Source organism: Paraburkholderia terrae (assembly GCF_002902925.1).
GTDB lineage: Bacteria > Pseudomonadota > Gammaproteobacteria > Burkholderiales > Burkholderiaceae > Paraburkholderia > Paraburkholderia terrae.
On sequence record NZ_CP026111.1, the window covers coordinates 3,010,696 to 3,029,413 of the forward strand.

The 18,718-nt window shown below is 61.1% G+C and carries 17 protein-coding genes and 1 pseudogene; 3 read left to right on the top strand and 15 right to left on the bottom strand.

Annotation, left to right across the window (positions count from 1 at the left end; genetic code table 11):
* Positions 1-63: 63 nt before the first annotated feature.
* Together C2L65_RS13260 and pyrC are read right to left on the bottom strand one after the other, a co-directional pair.
* Positions 64-843, bottom strand: a pseudogene (locus C2L65_RS13260) (DUF3025 domain-containing protein); the annotation flags it as partial.
* Positions 844-858: 15 nt separating this feature from the next.
* Complete coding sequence (pyrC, locus tag C2L65_RS13265) at positions 859-1,920, bottom strand: dihydroorotase (RefSeq protein WP_042308023.1); 1,062 nt, start codon at positions 1,918-1,920, stop codon at positions 859-861.
* A 204-nt stretch (positions 1,921-2,124) separates the two neighbouring features.
* Between pyrC and C2L65_RS13270 the strand changes: the two genes are divergently transcribed.
* Positions 2,125-3,030 (top strand): class II glutamine amidotransferase, encoded by a 906-nt coding sequence (locus tag C2L65_RS13270; RefSeq protein WP_081920935.1) that lies wholly within the window; start codon positions 2,125-2,127, stop codon positions 3,028-3,030.
* 47 nt (positions 3,031-3,077) lie between these two features.
* On the opposite strand, the gene C2L65_RS13275 is transcribed toward C2L65_RS13270, so the two are convergent.
* The 7 genes from C2L65_RS13275 to C2L65_RS13305 all read right to left on the bottom strand — a co-directional run bounded on the left by C2L65_RS13275 (position 3,078) and on the right by C2L65_RS13305 (position 9,758).
* Positions 3,078-3,587, bottom strand: coding sequence for a hypothetical protein (locus C2L65_RS13275; protein ID WP_156132298.1), 510 nt, complete (start codon positions 3,585-3,587; stop codon positions 3,078-3,080).
* A 254-nt stretch (positions 3,588-3,841) separates the two neighbouring features.
* Positions 3,842-4,567: an amino acid ABC transporter ATP-binding protein gene (locus C2L65_RS13280; protein WP_042308020.1), complete on the bottom strand. Its 726-nt coding sequence runs from the start codon at positions 4,565-4,567 to the stop codon at positions 3,842-3,844.
* A complete protein-coding gene (gene gltK / locus C2L65_RS13285) occupies positions 4,564-5,241 on the bottom strand; it encodes a glutamate/aspartate ABC transporter permease GltK (RefSeq protein ID WP_042308019.1) in 678 nt (225 codons plus the stop codon). Before gltK ends, C2L65_RS13280 begins: the two co-directional genes overlap by 4 nt.
* The gene (locus C2L65_RS13290; protein ID WP_042308018.1) at positions 5,241-5,981 is read right to left on the bottom strand and encodes an amino acid ABC transporter permease; all 741 of its coding nucleotides are present in this window, start codon (positions 5,979-5,981) and stop codon (positions 5,241-5,243) included. The genes gltK and C2L65_RS13290 overlap by 1 nt, the downstream gene beginning before the upstream one ends.
* A gap of 92 nt (positions 5,982-6,073) precedes the next feature.
* The gene (locus C2L65_RS13295; RefSeq protein WP_042308017.1) at positions 6,074-6,967 is read right to left on the bottom strand and encodes a glutamate/aspartate ABC transporter substrate-binding protein; all 894 of its coding nucleotides are present in this window, start codon (positions 6,965-6,967) and stop codon (positions 6,074-6,076) included.
* A 364-nt stretch (positions 6,968-7,331) separates the two neighbouring features.
* Complete coding sequence (locus tag C2L65_RS13300; RefSeq protein ID WP_042308046.1) at positions 7,332-8,624, bottom strand: Glu/Leu/Phe/Val family dehydrogenase; 1,293 nt, start codon at positions 8,622-8,624, stop codon at positions 7,332-7,334.
* Positions 8,625-8,801: 177 nt separating this feature from the next.
* A complete protein-coding gene (locus C2L65_RS13305; protein WP_042308016.1) occupies positions 8,802-9,758 on the bottom strand; it encodes a LysR family transcriptional regulator in 957 nt (318 codons plus the stop codon).
* A 147-nt stretch (positions 9,759-9,905) separates the two neighbouring features.
* Here C2L65_RS13305 and purB point away from each other — a divergent pair, with 147 nt between their 5' ends.
* On the top strand, positions 9,906-11,294 hold the full coding sequence (gene purB, locus C2L65_RS13310; RefSeq protein ID WP_042308015.1) for an adenylosuccinate lyase: 1,389 nt from the start codon (positions 9,906-9,908) through the stop codon (positions 11,292-11,294).
* Between the two features lie 299 nt (positions 11,295-11,593).
* On the opposite strand, the gene C2L65_RS13315 is transcribed toward purB, so the two are convergent.
* From C2L65_RS13315 to edd, 4 genes are all read right to left on the bottom strand, one after another.
* Positions 11,594-12,088, bottom strand: a complete 495-nt coding sequence (locus C2L65_RS13315) for a gluconokinase (RefSeq protein ID WP_042308014.1) — start codon at positions 12,086-12,088, stop codon at positions 11,594-11,596.
* A 10-nt stretch (positions 12,089-12,098) separates the two neighbouring features.
* Complete coding sequence (locus tag C2L65_RS13320) at positions 12,099-13,460, bottom strand: GntP family permease (protein ID WP_007588531.1); 1,362 nt, start codon at positions 13,458-13,460, stop codon at positions 12,099-12,101.
* Between the two features lie 256 nt (positions 13,461-13,716).
* Entirely contained in the window at positions 13,717-14,358 is a 642-nt protein-coding gene (eda, locus tag C2L65_RS13325; protein ID WP_042308013.1) for a bifunctional 4-hydroxy-2-oxoglutarate aldolase/2-dehydro-3-deoxy-phosphogluconate aldolase, read from the bottom strand.
* A gap of 19 nt (positions 14,359-14,377) precedes the next feature.
* The gene (gene edd / locus C2L65_RS13330) at positions 14,378-16,288 is read right to left on the bottom strand and encodes a phosphogluconate dehydratase (RefSeq protein ID WP_042308011.1); all 1,911 of its coding nucleotides are present in this window, start codon (positions 16,286-16,288) and stop codon (positions 14,378-14,380) included.
* Between the two features lie 302 nt (positions 16,289-16,590).
* On the opposite strand from edd, the gene C2L65_RS13335 reads away from it, so the two are divergent.
* Complete coding sequence (locus C2L65_RS13335) at positions 16,591-17,436, top strand: MurR/RpiR family transcriptional regulator (protein WP_042308008.1); 846 nt, start codon at positions 16,591-16,593, stop codon at positions 17,434-17,436.
* Positions 17,437-17,658: 222 nt separating this feature from the next.
* Here the strand turns inward: C2L65_RS13335 and C2L65_RS45470 are convergent, their stop codons facing one another.
* The gene (locus C2L65_RS45470; RefSeq protein ID WP_091780091.1) at positions 17,659-17,835 is read right to left on the bottom strand and encodes a hypothetical protein; all 177 of its coding nucleotides are present in this window, start codon (positions 17,833-17,835) and stop codon (positions 17,659-17,661) included.
* A gap of 118 nt (positions 17,836-17,953) precedes the next feature.
* Positions 17,954-18,145, bottom strand: coding sequence for an ESPR domain-containing protein (locus C2L65_RS47290; RefSeq protein WP_081920933.1), 192 nt, complete (start codon positions 18,143-18,145; stop codon positions 17,954-17,956).
* Between the last annotated feature and the right edge of the window lie 573 nt (positions 18,146-18,718).

The following is an 18,718-nucleotide window of genomic DNA, read 5'->3' on the forward strand; positions in this document are numbered from 1 at the left end:
CCGCCGCCCATTGCGAAACACGGAAACATCGTCGTAGAAAGACGGCGCTTCGTTCTCCCGCCACCAGCCGGGAATGCCGAGCACGGGCAGCGGCGCGAACATCCGGGCGCTGAAACCCGATGTATCGAGCAGCGCGCGGGCGACGGTTTCGTCCAGAAACGCATCGCGTGAAGCGCGGGGCCAGGAGAAGTACGCGGATGGCACATCGACGATCCACGCGTGTGCCGTACACGCCTTGTAGGGCGTAACGAGCTTCTCCAGCAACGCGTGCCCGAAACAGCGCACCTCGCAGCGCTCGCCCCACGCCGCTCGCTGGTCCACGAATAGCGTTTTCCAGTCGAACGAGTGCAATGCGGCAGCGAGCGACTCGTCCGCACACGCGAACAGCACGGCGTTTTCGTCGAACAGAGTCAACGCATCGCGCGTGCCGCCGCGCGTCGGGCCGATGCCCAGTACATCGACGGCCGCCGACCCGCGCGCGCTCAGCGCCGCCTTGACGCGCGGAAACTGAAACCACATCAGTGCGTTGAAGAAATCATGCAGATTGTGGCGCGTGGGCACACAGCCCGATGCCGCGATATGTGCTTCGTACGCGGTGCCGGTCGGCAATTCGTCCTGTGGGATAAAGCTGAGCTGCTTTCCGCGTCCCGTCGTGACGGCAGCAGACGCGGCATCTGCGTTCATCTCGTGCAGCTGATCCGCCGCGCTGCGCAGCGCGGCCTGTTGCCAGCGCACGCCGCGCGTCGCGACCTGCGCAAACCACGGCATCGACCAGTCGATATCCGCAAAGCCCGGCGCAGCGCGCTTCAGTGCGCCGCCCGGTGAGTCGACATCGCGCGACATTCGCTCAGCAAGCGCTCAAACGAGCTTCCAGCCGATCGTCTCGCCGCCGCGCAACGGCACCACGGGCATGTCCCCTGCCGCGACTTCCGCCGGCAGCGTCCATTCTTCGCGGCGCAGCGTCACTTTCTCTTCGCTGCGCGGCAGGCGGTAGAAGTCCGCGCCGTGGAAGCTCGCGAAGCCTTCGAGCTTGTCGAGCGCGCCCGCCTTGTCGAACGCTTCCGCGTACAGCTCAAGGGCATGCAGCGCCGTGTAGCAGCCCGCGCAGCCGCACGCGTGCTCCTTCAGGCCCTTCGGATGCGGCGCGCTGTCCGTACCGAGGAAAAAGCGCGGATTGCCCGACGTGGCCGCCTCGACGAGCGCCACACGATGGGTCTCGCGCTTCAGCACGGGCAAGCAGTAGTAATGCGGACGAATGCCGCCCTGGAAAATCGCGTTGCGGTTGTAAAGCAGATGATGCGCCGTGATCGTTGCGCCCAGCAGTTCGGGCGGCGCGCCCGCGTCGCGGACGTAGTCGGCGGCATCCTTGGTGGTGATGTGCTCGAACACGACCTTCAGCGCCGGGAAATCGCGGCGCAGCGGCGTCATCACGCGGTCGATGAACACTTTCTCGCGGTCGAACAGATCGATCGACGAATCTGTCACTTCGCCGTGGATCAGCAGCGGCATGCCCGTTTCCTGCATCATCTCGAGCGTTTTCGCGCATTTGCGGATGTCGCTGACGCCCGCGTCCGAATTCGTCGTTGCGCCCGCCGGATACAGCTTCACGCCATGCACGAAACCGCTTTCGCGGGCGCGGCGGATTTCTTCGGGCGGGGTGTTGTCGGTCAGATACAGCGTCATCAGCGGCTCGAACTTCACGCCAGCCGGGATCGCCGCAATGATGCGCTCGCGATAGGCGCGCGCCAGCTCCGTCGTCGTGACGGGCGGCTTCAGGTTCGGCATGATGATCGCGCGCCCAAACTGGCGCGCGGTGTGCGGCAGGACGGCGGCGAGCATCGCGCCGTCGCGGACGTGCAGGTGCCAGTCATCGGGACGGGCGAGCGTGAGGGTATCGACGGAAGCAGTAGATGCGGTCATGGCGGGGATTCACGAGCGTCACAGGCGCGGCAAATTGCGCAACTGACGGCATAACTGACGAGGTCTTTCCACAAATGCAGCCAAAACACCCGTCAATTTTGCTTTTTGCCGCTTCTGGCTCGGTGATATGCTTGGAAAATCATCATTGTAACGGGTCGGCCCATGTGGGCTCATACCCCGTTAGAAAGGCTTGTCTTCCGCATCATGTGCCAACTACTCGGAATGAATTGCGCCGCGCCCACGGACGTCACGTTCTCGTTCACCGGCTTCGCGGCGCGCGGCGGCGTCACCGACCACCACTCCGACGGCTGGGGCATCGCCTTCTTCGAAGACAAGGCCTGTCGCCTGTTCATCGACCACCAGTCGTCGGCCACCTCGCCGATCGCCGACATGGTCAAGCGCTACCCGATCAAGTCGAAAAACACGATCGCGCATATCCGCAAGGCGACGCAAGGGCACATCGTGCTCGAGAACTGCCACCCGTTCATGCGGGAGTTGTGGGGACGTCATTGGATCTTCGCGCACAACGGCGATCTGCAGAATTACAGCCCGGTGCTCTCGGGCGTGTATCAGCCCGTCGGCAGCACGGATAGCGAGCTCGCGTTCTGCGCGCTGCTGCAAGGGTTGCGCAAGGCGTTTCCTGGTTCGCAGCCGCCGCTCGACGAACTGTTCGGCGCGCTCGAAACGTTGACGCGCGAAATCACCCAGTTCGGCGTGTTCAATTTTCTGATGTCGAACGGCCAGGCGCTGTTCGCGCACTGCTCGACGCATCTGCATTATCTCGTGCGTAGTTGGCCGTTTTCGACCGCGCATCTCGTCGACGCGGACGTTTCGATCGATTTCGCCAAGTACACGACCCCCGAAGACCGCGTCGCCGTGATCGCCACGCAGCCGTTGACCGACAACGAAGTCTGGACCGCATTCGAGCCGGGCGATCTGCTGATGTTTCAGCACGGCGAAGTGATCGCGCGCGCCAACGTGCCCGTGCCGCCGGCCGTGCTGGAGAAGGCGCGCAATCCAGCCTGCGATCCGAGCGCTTCTGCGAGCATGCTGCCCGCCACGTCCGTTCTCGATCTCGAATCCGACGACGCCGCCGCGTACGAATCCTGATCGCCCGATAGCTGCCTTTGCGCTGGTCCTGTCGCGCGGGGCCGGTACTAATGCTTGCGCGCATTCGCCGGAGGGCCGGCTTCGCAATGCCGGTCTTCGTCCCGGGCGTCATGCACCGGGATGCCTCCGCACAGGAACTGTCGAAGCGCTGGATGACAACACCACTGCTCCGTTTCGCGCAATTCCTTCGGGTCGCTCGGTCCAATGCGAGCGGAACAACCATCGCACAGCTTAGTGCGACACACTTCGAGACTCGCGGCAAGCGCGCTTGCGCTGAGCGGATCTGCATAGTTGACGGCGGAAATATCCAGCAGAAGGCGTTTCAGAGGCGAATCTGTTTCATCAGGCTTCGCCTCTTTCATCAGACGCCCCGCGATTTGTTCCGCCTCGCGCTGAAAGACTTCGAGCATTTGTTTGGATAACTGATTTCTTTTCGCGTGACGAGCAATCCATAACTGCGCCGACTCTGCAAACTGCGCAGCCGTCAGCCATTTGCCTTCCACCTGCATTGACACCAACTCATGAACGACCAGGTCGCTCATCAAAAACACTTTCATGGATTGTCTCTTGTCGATCGAAAACGAATGACAGCGACGCACCCCGCTCGCCTTCATTACATTTCGCCGGGAAGCTTATGCTCAAGCCAGCACAAGTCACATGAGACGATTCTGATTCAGATATCTTGTAATAAGTAATAGTCCTAACATAAAGCGTCGGTTATAAATCTGTGAAACTCGCACCCGATGTCCGATTAAAAGATAAAAAAAGCCGCTCTTGAGAAGAGCGGCTTTTTCGTCTCTGCAGGCTAATATCAATGCAGAATCTTTGCGAGAAAATCTTTCGCGCGATCCGATTTCGGATTCGCAAAAAAGTCTTCCTTGCGGTCGTCTTCGACGATAAGACCCTTGTCCATGAAGATCACGCGATGCGCGACCTTCTTCGCAAAACCCATTTCGTGCGTCACGCACATCATGGTCATGCCTTCCTGCGCCAGCTCGACCATCACGTCGAGCACTTCATTGATCATTTCAGGATCGAGCGCGGAAGTGGGTTCGTCGAACAGCATCGCAATCGGGTCCATCGACAGCGCCCGCGCGATCGCCACACGCTGCTGCTGACCACCCGACAACTGCCCCGGATACTTGTCCGCATGCGCGCGCAGGCCGACGCGATCGAGCAGCTTCAGGCCCTTCGCGGTCGCTTCGTCCTTCGAGCGGCCGAGCACCTTGACCTGCGCGAGCGTCAGGTTCTCGGTGATCGACAGATGCGGGAACAGCTCGAAATGCTGAAACACCATACCGACCTTCGAACGCAGCTTCGACAGATTGGTCTTCTTGTCGGTGAGCGACTGGCCGTTGATCACGATCTCGCCCTTCTGGAACGGCTCGAGCCCGTTGACCGTCTTGATCAGCGTCGATTTACCCGAACCCGACGGGCCGCACACGACGACCACTTCGCCCTTTTTCACTTCCGTCGTGCAGTCGGTCAGCACCTGGAACTGGCCGTACCACTTCGACACATTCTTGATAGAGATCATCTTGCGACCTTTTTCTGAAGACTTTTGACGAGGCTCGACGCGACCACGCAGATCACGAAGTAACACGCACCGGCGAACAGTACCATTTCGACGTTCGTGCCGTCACGGTCGCCAATATTCGTGGCCGTGCGGAAGAAGTCGGCGAGGCTGATCACGTAGACGAGCGACGTATCCTGAAACAGCACGATGGCTTGCGTGAGCAACAGCGGCACCATCGCGCGAAACGCCTGCGGCAGCACCACGAGGCGCATTGCCTGCGCGTAGTTCATGCCGAGCGCGAACGACGCGTTCACCTGCCCGCGCGGCACAGCCTGAATGCCCGCGCGGATGATTTCCGAGTAGTACGCGGCTTCGAACAGCGAGAAGGCGACCATCGCCGACGCGAGACGGATGTCGATGTCGGCGGAAAGACCCAGCACGTTTTGCAGCAGCTGCGGCACGATCAGGAAGAACCACAGCAGAACCATCACGAGCGGGATCGAGCGGAACAGCGTCACGTAGATCTTCGCGAACCACTCGAACGGCTTGAACGACGACAGCCGCATGATCGCGAGCACCGTGCCCCAAACGATGCCGATCACGATCGCGAGAATCGTGATCTTGAACGTGACGACGGCGCCCGTCCATAGCGTCGGCAGTGCGCCCGGAATACCGCTCCAGTCGAAATGATGCATCACTTGCCTCCGATATAGCCAGGCAGCCGGCTCTTGGCTTCGACGATGCGCATCAGCGTCATCACGATCATGTTGATGAGCAGATACGCAACCGTGACGGCAATGAACGACTCATACGTCTGCGCCGTGTAGTCGACGAGCTGGCGCGCCTGCGCGGACAGATCGAGCAGACCGATGGTCGATGCGACGGCGGAGTTCTTGAAGATGTTCAGGAACTCGGACGTGAGCGGCGGCACGATGATTCGATACGCCACAGGCAAGAGCACGTAACGATACGTCTGCCATTGCGTCAGGCCGAGCGCGAAACCCGCGAAGCGCTGGCCGCGCGGCAGCGCGTTGATGCCCGAGCGCACCTGCTCGCACACGCGCGCGGCGGTGAACAGCCCGAGACAGATGATCGACGACGAGAAGAACTGCGCGCTGGGCGGTAGTTGCTTGAACCATGTGCCGATGGATACAGGCAGCAGTTCAGGTATCACCAGATACCAGACGAAGAACTGAACGATCAGCGGGATATTACGGAAGATGGCGACGTACACAGTGCCGATTGCCGCGACGCGCGGGTTCTGGACCGTGCGCAGCACGCCGAAGAACGACCCGACGATCAGCGCGATCACCCAGGCGCACAGCGAAACGGTGACCGTCACCCAGAGACCGGACAGCAGCCAGCCGAGATAGGTGGTCGGCTCGCCGGTGGAAACCGGACTCAGCAGAATGCCCCAGTTCCAGTGGTATGACATGACGAAGACTCCAACAAAAAGAAACGGAAGAAGCGCTTGCCCCTTCCGTTCTGTTCAACACGTTGACTGTTCAGCTAACGGTTGTTCGAGGGTTAGTCGATTGCCTTGTCGTTCGGCGCCTTGTACAGCGCCTTGATGTCGTCGCTTTCCGGGAAGGCCAGGTTCAGGCCCTTCGGCGGAATCGGCGATTCGAACCACTTCTTGTAGATCTTGTCGGCTTCGCCCGACGTTTCGACCTTCGCGATCGCGTCGTCGACGACCTTCTTGAACTCCGGATCGTTCTTGCGCAGCATGCAACCGTACGCTTCATGCGATTGCGGCGCGCCAACGATGATGAAATCGTTCGGCGTGTTCGACTTCGCGCGCTCGCCGGCGAGCAGTGCGTCGTCCATCATGAACGCGGCAGCGCGGCCCGTCGACAGCGTCAGGAACGACTCGCCGTGGTCCTTCGCGCTGATGATGTTCATGCCCATGTTCTTGTCCTGGTTCATCTTGCGAAGCAGGCGCTCGGACGTGGTGCCGGCCGTCGTCACGACGGTCTTGCCCTTCAGGTCCGCCCAATCTTTGACACCGGAGTCTTTCTTCGTCATCAGACGCGTGCCGATCACGAAAATCGTGTTCGAGAACGCGACCTGTTGCTGACGTTCAGCATTGTTGGTGGTCGAGCCGCATTCGAGGTCGACGGTGCCGTTCTGCACCAGCGGAATGCGGTTTTGCGACGTGATCGGCGTCAGCTTGACCTTCAGGTCAGGCATGTTCAGCTTCTGCTTGACGGCATCCACGACCTTCAGCGCGAATTCCTGCGAGTAGCCGACCACGTTCTGCTTGTCGTCGTAGTACGAAAACGGAATCGACGATTCGCGGTGGCCCAGCGAAATAACGCCCGTGTCCTTGATCTTCTTCAGCGTGCCGGCGTCCTGCGCATGCGCGCCTACCGCAAACAATCCCAGAGTCGCGAGAAGCAGCGCAGCTTTTTTAACCTTCATTTGTGATCTCCTTGGCAAGAACCGGCGCCAGTGTATCTCAGTAATTATTCTGAAAGTATGGTTGTTAACCATGTTCCGCGTGTGGTGTTGCATAAAGCCACCACTTTGCGCGGGGCGGCGCCAGTATTGGCTTACAGCGCCTTCACCAGAGCGATGCAAACGTCATCGGATGCGTCGTTTTTGCCGGTTCGGGCGCAACTTCAACTGCACAAAAGCGGACGGCACCCGAAGATGCCGTCCGCCCGGTATTTTGCGCGAGTCCGTCGATTCGCGCTCGTGAAGCGTTGTTGCGCGGCGCCCGCCTCCAGGCCGGGCACCATGTCCGTCATGTGACGGCCATCTGTTGCCAGATAGCCGCGCCGTATCAGGGATACAGGCCGCGCATTTCGCGCGCTTGAAGGATGCGTTTGCAAGCAACGATGAACGCCGCCGTACGCACCGACACCTTCTGCTCGCTCGCCACCTGCCACACGGCCGCGAACGCTTCGCGCATCACGCGTTCGAGACGCTCGTTGATCTCGTCTTCCGTCCAGAAGAAGCTCGAGAAATCCTGCACCCATTCGAAGTACGACACCGTCACGCCGCCCGCATTCGCGACGACGTCGGGGATCACGAGGATGCCCTTGTCGTGCAGGATGTCGTCGGCGGCCGTCGTGGTCGGGCCGTTCGCGCCTTCCACAACGATCTTCGTACGAATTTTGCCCGCGTTCTTCTCGGTGATCTGGTTTTCCAGCGCAGCCGGAATCAGGATGTCCGATTCGACCGTCCAGAAGTCTTCGTTCGCGATCGTGTCGGCTTCGGCGTAACCGCCGACGCCGCCATGCTTCGCGACGTGCTCGAGCAGCGCAACGGCGTCGATACCCGACGCCTTGTACAGCGTGCCCGTGTGATCCTGCACGGCGACGACCTTCGCACCCGCTTCCTGATACAGACGCGCCGCGATGCCGCCGACGTTGCCGAAGCCCTGCACGGCGATGCGCGCACCTTCGATATCCATGCCGATACGGCGAGCTGCTTCGCAGCCGACGACGAACACGCCGCGGCCCGTTGCTTCACGACGGCCAAGCGAGCCGCCCAGCGTGATCGGCTTGCCCGTCACGACGCCCGTGGCCGTTTGGCCCTGGTTCATCGAGTACGTGTCCATCATCCACGCCATGATCTGCTCGTTCGTGTTCACGTCCGGCGCGGGGATGTCGGTGTTCGGTCCGATGATGATGCCGATTTCGCTGGTGTAGCGGCGCGTCACGCGCTCCAGCTCACCACGCGACAGCGTGCGCGGATCGACGCGGATACCGCCCTTCGCACCGCCGTACGGCACGTTCACGGCTGCATTTTTCACCGACATCCACGCGGACAGTGCCATCACTTCCGACAGCGTCACGTCCTGGTGATAACGCACGCCACCCTTGCCCGGACCGCGCGACACGTTGTGCTGCACGCGATAGCCTTCGAAGTGCGCAACGGTGCCGTTATCGAGTTCGATGGGCACGTCGACGATGAGAATGCGCTTCGGGCGCTTGAGCGTTTCGAGCCAGCGCGACAACGGGCCCAGATACGGCGCAACGCGATCGACTTGACGGAGATAGTTGCCCCAGGGACCGAGATCGTCCGCATGAAGGTAGGACGGGATGGACTGCAGATTTGCCGCGGTAGACATGAACGCTCCAGCGTTTTTATCGGGTGACGCCATTGTCGAAAAAAAGCGCTGAAAGGGTCCAATGCCGTTTGGTCATCCCCTTATGTTTTTCTTGCATAACGCTGGGGAAAGCGCAAATGCGTGTCGCAAAGCCGTTATTTGCGCGTCCCGCAATGCTCTCTTGTCTTTCCTTGCTAGTTACTTCGAGGCTTGCGTGAGTTCCGTGCTTACGACGTCCCACAACGCGCGCACGAGTTGCTGGCGCGCGTCGTCGGTCTGCGCGGCGAGCTTGTCGCAGTAGAGGCGGATCTCCATCGTCAGCGTGAGCTGACCTTGCGCGACGCCGCGCGACGCGCGGTCGAGCCGGATCAAACGGCCTTCCGCGACGGCATCTTCGACGGCGCTGTGCGGCAGGAATGCGACGCCGTGTCCGGCGAGCGCCATCGCCTTCAGCCCTTCGGCCATGTCCGTTTCATACACGCGATCGAGGTAGAGACGCCCGGGCGCCGTCGCGAAGATCACTTCTGTCATGCGCCCCAGATAGGCATTCGGCGTGTACGAGAGATACGGCGTCGGTGCGTCCGACGTGCCGGGCAACGTGTAGCGCGGGCGGCCGCCCTTGCCCGGCGCGGAGAACGGGCTGATCGCTTCGATGCCGAGCGTCAGCATGTCGTAGCGCGCAGGATCGAGCGCGACCGGGTGGCTCGGGTGGTGATAGCCCATCACCAGATCGCAGCCGCCTTCGACCAGCGACAGCACCGCGTCGTGTACGTTCAGCGCGCGCAGCCGCGTATGGATTGGGCCGAGCTGCGCCTCGATGCGCTGCAGCCAGCGCGGGAAGTACGTGAGCGACAGCGTATGCGGCACCGCGAACTCGATCGTCGCGGCGGGCGTTGCCGTATGGCCGCGCAACAGCGTGCGCGCCTCGTGGAACTGCGACAGCATCGCGAGCGCCTGCTCGTAGAAGACCTGGCCCGCTGCCGTGAGGCGCGTCGGGTAAACCGAACGGTCGATCAATTCCGTGCCGAGCCACGCTTCGAGCGCCTGGATGCGCCGCGAAAAAGCGGGCTGCGTGACGTGCCGCAATTCCGCCGAGCGGCTGAAACTGCGCGTTTCCGCCAGCGACACGAAGTCTTCGAGCCATTTCAGTTCCATACGGACCAGCGCTCCACCAGTAACGGAAAGCCTGCATTCTAGCGGCGCCGGGCCGTGCGCCGGGGCTGATGTCCTAAAGTGGTAAAATTCGCGGTTCTCCCCGCTTGTATCTGTCACCGACTCTTCACGGTTTCTGCCCCTCCCATCATGTCCGACACCCGCCCCGACACTCTCTTCGCGCTGACCGCCCTGTCCCCGCTCGACGGCCGTTACGCATCGAAAACCGAAGCCCTGCGCGACTGGCTTTCGGAAGCCGCGTTCATGCGCCATCGCGTGAAGGTGGAAATTCACTGGCTGATCGCGTTGTCGCACGCCGGTTTCGCGGAAGTGCCGCGCTTCTCGGAAGCGTCGGAGCAATTCCTGCTGCAACTCGTCGAGCGCTTCACCGCGCATGACGCCGCGCGCATCAAGGACATCGAGCGCGTGACGAATCACGACGTGAAGGCTGTCGAGTACTGGCTGAAGGAATCGGTAAAGGGCCAACCGGAACTGGAACGCGCGAGCGAGTTCATCCACTTCGCGTGTACGTCGGAAGACATCAACAACACGTCGCACGGCCTGATGCTCGCCGGCGCGCGCGAACACGTGATCCTGCCCGCGCTGCGCGCCGTGCATCAACGCCTCATCGCGCTCGCGCATGCGCAGGCCGATCAGCCGATGCTCTCGCGCACGCACGGCCAGCCCGCCAGCCCGACCACGCTCGGCAAGGAAATGGCGAACGTTGCTGCGCGTTTGTCGCGTGCGATCGACCGCATCGCGAAGGTCGAACTGCTGGGCAAGATGAACGGCGCCGTCGGCAACTTCAATGCGCATCTGTCTGCGTATCCGGAGTTCGACTGGGAAGCGTTTTCGAAGGAAGTCGTCGAGCAGCGTCTGAAGCTGACGTTCAATCCGTACACGATCCAGATCGAGCCGCACGATTACATGGCTGAACTGTTCGATGCCGTGGCGCGCGCGAATACGATCCTGCTCGACCTCGACCGCGATGTGTGGGGTTATATCTCGATCGGCTATTTCAAGCAGAGGACGAAGGCAGGCGAAATCGGCTCGTCGACGATGCCGCACAAGGTCAATCCGATCGACTTTGAGAACTCCGAAGGGAACCTCGGGCTGGCGAATGCCACGCTGCGGCATCTGGCAGACAAGCTGCCGGTTTCGCGTTGGCAGCGGGATCTGACCGATTCGACGGTGCTGCGGAATATTGGTGTTGCGTTTGGGTATTCGTTGCTGGCGTATGACGCGCTTAATCGTGGGTTGGATAAGCTTGAGGTGAATCCGCAGCGGCTGAACGATGACCTCGATGCGACTTGGGAAGTGCTGGCTGAGCCTGTTCAGACTGTTATGCGTCGGTATGGTATCGAGAATCCTTATGAGCAACTGAAGGAACTGACGCGTGGAAAGGGCATCACGCGGGATGCGTTGCAGACTTTTATTAATGGTCTTGCCATTCCTGCTGATGCAAAGGAGCGTCTGCTTGCGATGACGCCTGGGTCTTATGTTGGCAAGGCTGCTGAGTTGGCCAAGCGGGTCAAGTAACGGTTTATTGCCTGCGGCGGCGTTGGGTTTTGCTGTTCGCAGGCTTTCGATGTGGTTTGCTTTGCGCTTGCGCTGGCGTCCGCGATTCGTTAGCGTGCTTCAAGCGTCGCCCCTGTGCGGGGCGACGCTTGAAGCACGAAGGCAACACGCGGATGCCAGCGAAAACGCTAGAACACCCAAACCGGCCACGCCACGAATCCAAACCGCTGCTACCGGCCCAACATCAAAACCACAAAAAAACGGCCCGCGCAGCGAAAAGAAACACCGCTAGCGGGCCATCAATCAACGGCTACAAAACCCTACCTCGCGCGAAACTGACTGAGCGTTTCCTCAACAATCTGCTCGGGCGTCAACTCGATACTCACAGTAATCGCCTCATCTTCCCCAGGCTCTTCCAGCGTATCGAGTTGGCTCTGCAGCAACGAAGGATCAAAGAAATGCCCAGTACGTGTCTGCAGACGCTCCTGCAGCACTTCCCGCGAACCCTTGAGATAGACAAAGCAAACATCCTTATCGCCCGCGCGCAGGATATCGCGATAAGAACGCTTCAGCGATGAACAAGTGAAAACGGCATCTTCATTCGCCGCCTGCTTCTCCTCGATCGCTGCGCGAATCGTCCTGAGCCACGGCCAGCGATCATCATCCGTCAGCGGAATGCCGTTGTGCATCTTCTCCTTGTTGGCAGCGCTGTGAAACGCATCGCCATCGGTGAAACTGCACTTGAGCCGCTCCGCCAGCATTTCGCCAATACGGGTCTTGCCGGCGCCCGACACGCCCATCGCGATCAAAATCATCTGAAACTCCTTACAGGACCGCCGCCAATGCGAAGGTCAAACCCAAGCCCATCAGCGAAATGATGGTTTCGCAGAGCGACCACGTCTGGAACGTCTGCCCCACCGTCATTCCGAAGTACTCCTTGATCAGCCAGAAACCGCCGTCGTTGACGTGCGAGAAAATCAACGAGCCCGAGCCCGTTGCAAGCACCAACAGTTCCGGCTTAACCTGCACGCCGCTCGCCTGCGCGATCGGCGCGACGATGCCGCAGGCCGTCGTCATTGCAACCGTCGCGGACCCCGTCGCGAGACGGATCAGCGCGGCGACGAACCAGCCGAGCAGCAACGGCGACAAATGCGCTGACGTCGCCGTTTCGACGATCTGCTTCGAGATGCCGCTATCCATCAGCACGCGGCCAAAACCACCGCCCGCGCCGACGATCAGCGTAATGCCCGCGATCGGCGCAAGACATTCGCCGCAGAACTTCTGGATCTGCTCGCGGTTGAAGCCGCGGCTCGCGCCAAACGTCCAGAAGCTGACGAGCACCGCAATCAGCAGCGCAACGTCAGACGTGCCGATGAACTTCAGCAGATCGTTCGGCGTCGTCTTCGGCGCGAACACGAGATCCGCCCAACTGCCGATCAGCATCAGGATCACAGGCAGCAGGATCGTGAAGAGCGTGATACCAAAGCCCGGCAGCTCGCGCGAGCCCGCCTGATGTTCGGTATCGACGAACTGCGCGGCGAGCGGATTGTTTTCGGCGAGTTTGATATGACGGTGGATCAGCAGCGCGAACAGCGGACCAGCGACAATCGCCGTCGGCACGCCGACGAGCAGCCCGTACGCGATCGTGCGGCCGATGTCCGCGTGATACGCCTGCACCGCAAGCAGCGCAGCCGGGTGCGGCGGTATCAGGCCGTGTACGACGGACAGACCCGCGACCATCGGCAGGCCGATCAGCAGCAGTGATTTGCCCGTGCGCTTCGCGACGTTGAACGCGATGGGAATCAGCAGCACGAAGCCGACTTCGAAAAACACCGGCAAGCCGACGATGATCGCGACGAACATCATCGCCCAGTGAATGTTCTTTTCACCGAACCAGTTGATTAGCGTGGTGGCGATACGCTCGGCACCGCCCGATTCGGCCATCATCTTGCCGAGCATCGTGCCGAGGCCGACGACGATCGCGATGTGACCCAGCGTATTGCCGTTACCCGTTTCGAACGACTTCACGATCGTGCCCGCCGGCATGCCAACGGCCAGACCCAGCAACAACGACACGATAATGAGGACGAGGAACGGATAGACCTTGAAGCGCGTGATCATCAGGATCAGCACCGCAATGGCAATCACGGCGTAGATCAGCAGCATGCTGCCGTGGACAGCTTCCATGAAGCTCCTCCTTTGCTTTGTTGGTTTGAATTGCAAAGTGCTACGGCACCTCGCCCGCTTCCGGATGCTGAAAGTGCCTTCTGAGCGAGCACTTTCGCGGACGCTGAATTTTACTGTTTGTTGACGTCGGTGGCGCGTGGAATAAACCCGCGCAAAAATCAAAAAAAACCTCGCCGCTGCAGCCCGTCAGGGGCTGAAGCGGCGAGGCTCGTTGCAGCAGCCGGTTACGCGCTCGTTCAAAACACGATGCTGCGCGTCAGTGTGCAGGTGCTGCCAGTTCGCTCGCAGCGCGCGCGAGACGCGTGACTTCGTCCCAGTTCTGCGCAGCGAGCGCCGCCTTCGGCGTCAGCCACGAGCCGCCCACGCACACTACATTCGGCAGCGCGAGGAAGTTTGGCGCTGTTTCCGCCGTGATGCCGCCCGTCGGGCAGAACTTCAGCGTCGGGAACGGGCCGTGGAAGGCTTGCAGCATCGGCACGCCCCCCGCCTGTTGCGCGGGGAAGAACTTGACGATTTCATAGCCCAGTTCGAGTGCGACGATGATGTCACTCGGTGTCATTACGCCGGGCAAAAGCGGCAGACCGGCGTCCTGCGCGGCCTTGTGCATATCTTTCGTGAGACCCGGCGATACACCGAACTGCGCGCCCGCCTTCTTTGCCTGCTCGCAATGTTCGGGCCTCGTGATCGTGCCGACGCCAACGACGATGTCTTCGGCAAGCTGGCTCGCGCGCTCGATCGCCCCGATGCCGGCAGGCGTGCGCAGCGTGATTTCCAGCACCTTCACGCCGCCTGCGTGCAGTGCGCGCGAAACGTGTTCGCCCTGTTCGACGGTATCGAATGCGAGGACCGGGATCACCGGACCGAGGCGCACGATTTCGCTGACTGTTTTCGACGTCATCTTCAGACTCCTTTTCGCTTTATTTCTGCATTGCGTTGCTGGCTTCACTTGCCACGGCGCTTGCCGTTCCAGTTGCGTGCTGCGTTGCGTGTGACGCTTCGCCGACGAGCGGCCCGAACACCGATGCGCCGAGTTCCGCCGGCGCCGCCGCCGCACGGAACACGCCGAACAGTTCGCGGCCGAAGCCCACTTCGTTTTCCGCCTGATGCTGCGACACGGCAATCGGACGCGCAGCCCATTCGGCGTCGTCGATTTCGATGTCGAGCACGCCTGCTTCGGCGTCTATCACCAGCATGTCGCCCGTTCGCACCTTGCCGAGCGGGCCTTGCAGCAGCGCTTCCGGCGACACGTGAATCACGGCGGGCACCTTGCCCGATGCTCCGGACATGCGGCCGTCCGTGACGAGCGCGACATGGAAACCCTGATCCTGCAACACGCCGAGCAGCGGCGTCAAACGATGCAGCTCAGGCATGCCGTTTGCGCGCGCACCCTGGAAGCGCACGACGGCGATGAAGTCGCGCTTAAGCTCGCCGTTGTCGAAGGCTTCCTGCACGGCTTCCTGCGAATCGAACACGATGGCGGGCGCCTTCACCGTCCGATGCGCCTTGGCAACGGCCGAAATCTTGATCACACCGCGGCCGAGCTTGCCTTGCATCAGACGCAAACCGCCGTCCGGCTGGAACGGATCGCCGATGGCGCGCAACACGGCCGTATCGTGGCTTTCGGCTGCGGCCGGCACCCACGTCAGCTTGCCGTCGAGCAGTTTCGGCTCTTCGGCGTAGCGCGAAAGACCCTTGCCGACGACCGTGTTCACATCGTCATGCAGCAAGCCGCCTTCGAGCAGGTTGCGGATCAGATACGCCATGCCGCCCGCCGCGTGGAAGTGGTTCACGTCGGCCTTGCCGTTCGGATAGACCTTCGCGAGCAGCGGCACCGTAGCCGACAGCGTGTCGAAGTCGTCCCAGTCGATGATGATGCCCGCCGCGCGCGCGATCGCGACGAGGTGAAGCGTGTGATTAGTCGAGCCGCCCGTCGCCAGCAGACCGACGATGCCGTTGATGATCGCTTTCTCGTCGATTACGTGGCCGATTGGCATGTAGTGGCCGCGGTCCACCGTCAGGTCGAGCACGCGGCGCGCGGCTTGCGCAGTCAGCGCATCGCGCAACGGCGTATGCGGATGCACGAACGCCGAGCCCGGCAGATGCAGGCCCATGATTTCCATCAGCATCTGATTGCTGTTGGCCGTGCCGTAGAACGTGCAGGTGCCGTGGCTGTGATACGCGGCGGCCTCGGATTCGAGCAGCTCGTTGCGGCCGCATTTGCCCGTCGCGAACTCCTGGCGCACTTTGGCCTTGTCGTCGTTCGACAGGCCACTCGTCATCGGGCCGGCGGGCACGAAGATGGTCGGCAGATGGCCGAATTGCAGCGCGCCGATCAACAGGCCCGGCACGATCTTGTCGCACACGCCGAGACACAGCGCCGCGTCGAACATGTTGTGCGTGAGCGCGACAGCCGTGCTCATCGCGATCACTTCGCGCGAGAACAGCGACAGTTCCATGCCCGCATTGCCCTGCGTGATGCCGTCGCACATCGCCGGGACGCCGCCCGCGAACTGCGCTACGCCGCCGTTTTCACGCGCGGCGGCCTTGATGATGTCAGGAAAATCCTTGTACGGCGCGTGCGCCGAGAGCATCTCGTTGTACGACGAGACGATGCCGATGTTCGGCTGGCGGATCTGCTTGATGACGAGCTTGTCGTTGCCCTCCATGCCGGCGAAGCCGTGCGCGAGGTTCGCGCAGGACAGCGCGCCGCGCGCCGGGAACTTGCCCTGCGCCTGGTCGATGCGTGACAGGTACGCGTGGCGCGTCGGCTTGCTGCGCTCGATCACGCGCTTCGTGACTTTCATCAGTTGCGAATGCGGGGAAACCATCGATGCTCCTTCGTCGCTGGCCTGCGCGCCTTGACATGAGCGCTGTACGCCAGATTGGTATCGCGGGAAACGGCATGAAGAGCCGGCAACCGGGATATTAGTAGAAAAACTACAAGCACACAATGTGGCAGTTGCTGAATCGGCGCAACTGCGGAATTGGCCTTAAACCTTTATGTACTGGCGTTTCCGGCGTTTTAACGCAGTTCATCAGGGTAATCACCTACGGTACATATGTAGTTTTTGTACTTGATTCGTCTATCAGCTATAGTCCACGCATTCTTCAGCATAGTGCGAGATTCCCGATGATGCTGTCCCAGGTGGAAGCGATGCGCGACCAGATGCGCCCATCCGAACGCAAGCTTGCCGACTACGTGATCGAGGCGCCGCGCGAAGTGCTCGACCTGTCGATGACGGAGGTCGCCGCGCGCGCGGGCGTCAGCCAGCCGACCATCGCGCGCTTTTGCCATGCACTCGGCTTCTCCGGCTTTCGCGAGTTCAAGATCCGCCTTGCGCAAGGGATAGCAACGGAAGTGCCCGCCGTGTATCGCGACGTGCGTCCCGACGAGCCGACGCCCGGCGTCGCCGCGAAGGTGCTCGACCGGACCATCGGCGCGCTGATCCAGGTGCGCAACAATCTGTCGACCGACAGCGTGGCGGCGGCGATCCAGTTGCTGGCGCAAGCGAAGCGCATCGAGTTCTACGGCGCGGGCGGCTCGGGGATTGCCGCGCTCGACATGCAGCACAAGTTCTTCCGGCTCGGCATGCCGAGCGTCGCTTATTCCGACCCGCATACGTTTTTGATGTCGGCGGGATTGCTGGGCGAAGGCGATGTCGTCGTCGCGATTTCGAATACGGGTCGCACGCGTGACATCATCGACGCGGCGAAATCCGCACTCGCCGCGGGCGCGAAGGTGATTGCCGTGACGCATGGGAATTCGCCGCTGGCTCGGATCGCGTCGATCGGACTGTTCGCGAATGTCGATGAAGACACCGACATCTTCTCGCCGATGACGTCGCGCACGTCGCATCTCGCGATCGGCGACATTTTGGCCGTCGGCGTCGCGTTGCAGCGCGGACCGGAACTGGCAGAAAAGCTGGCGGGCGCGAAGGATGTGATTGCGCGACGCCGGATCGGGCCGCAGGAATAGGTCTGCTGCGTGCGTTGAAGCACGCCACGCCGCAGGATGACGGGCCGCATGAGTGATCCGGCACGCACCGCACGGCAAGGTGAAGCGCGACACCAGGACAAAGCGGACATACAAACGCAAAACGGGCTCCCGAAGGAGCCCGTTTCGTTTTGAAGCTTGCTGCTGGTGAAGGCTGCGCTCAGGCGGTCTTACTGCACCGCCCTTGCGCCTACTTCCCGATTATCACTGGTACGAAGCACCGACACCAACCGTCGTGCCCTGGCCACTGACACCGGTGCCGAGGGCGATGGAGCTCACGCCCGAGGCGGTGCTGTTATCGCCGAAAACCAGCGCGTGATCAGCAGACGCAGAGTTGCTCTGCCCAAAAGCCAAAGCATCGGTGCCGTTCGCAAGCGCCATACAACCAAACGCGATGGCCGAACCAGAGTCGGTCAACGTGTTAGTGGCAGACGGCGTTGTCTTGCAGTTACCAGCGCCTGAATTGTTAATTGCGACAATCGAGTTGCCATTGCCGTCTTTAACATACCCTGTTGAATTCGCGTATGCGAAACCAGACGCCAGCGCGCCCCCCGCCAATAATCACCGCGGTTCCGAGCAATCCGACAGATTTTTTCGAAGAACCTCCCTTGCCGCGCGACGCGGCATTCTCCTGAGCGGCGACCCACGTTCCCGTGGTTTCGTTCCAGATTGATCGATAAGTCTTATTCATCTGCAATCCTAAAAATATTGAAATATCGCCGGCACGGGAAACGTTACTCCAGCACGGCAACGAGATATCTCTCGCACCCACCCTGTGAATGCGATGCTTACGCGAAAATTAAGTGTGAAGACCGGCTCCGAAGAACCCTGACTGCTGATCCGCCCAAGCCGCCGCCGGAGCCGGTTTTTGAGATGAGCTGCCTAAGAACGACTAAGACTTCGCCCCTTCTACCTACCGTGCATGCACTTTATTGCGACACAGCAAGCGCCTGAATCGGACGACTCCTAAAGCATGCTGATAACGCGTGCGTAGGCGGAATCGTTTGGTTTTTTTGTCAGCGAAATTTAAGAAAGAAGGTGAGCGTGCTCAGTCCGAGCTAAGACGTATGCCGCGCGACACGATGGATTTCGTGATCAAGTGCGCTGGGCACCACAGACAACGCGAGAAGACGAGGGCCACTTCGGCGGTATTACGATGGTCGCCGCAATGACTTGCGGGAATGGGGACACGAGTCTCGCTGCTTGACGCAAACCCGCGCAGCCTGAATGGCGACGAGTATCGTTAGCGCGTTGGGCTTGAACG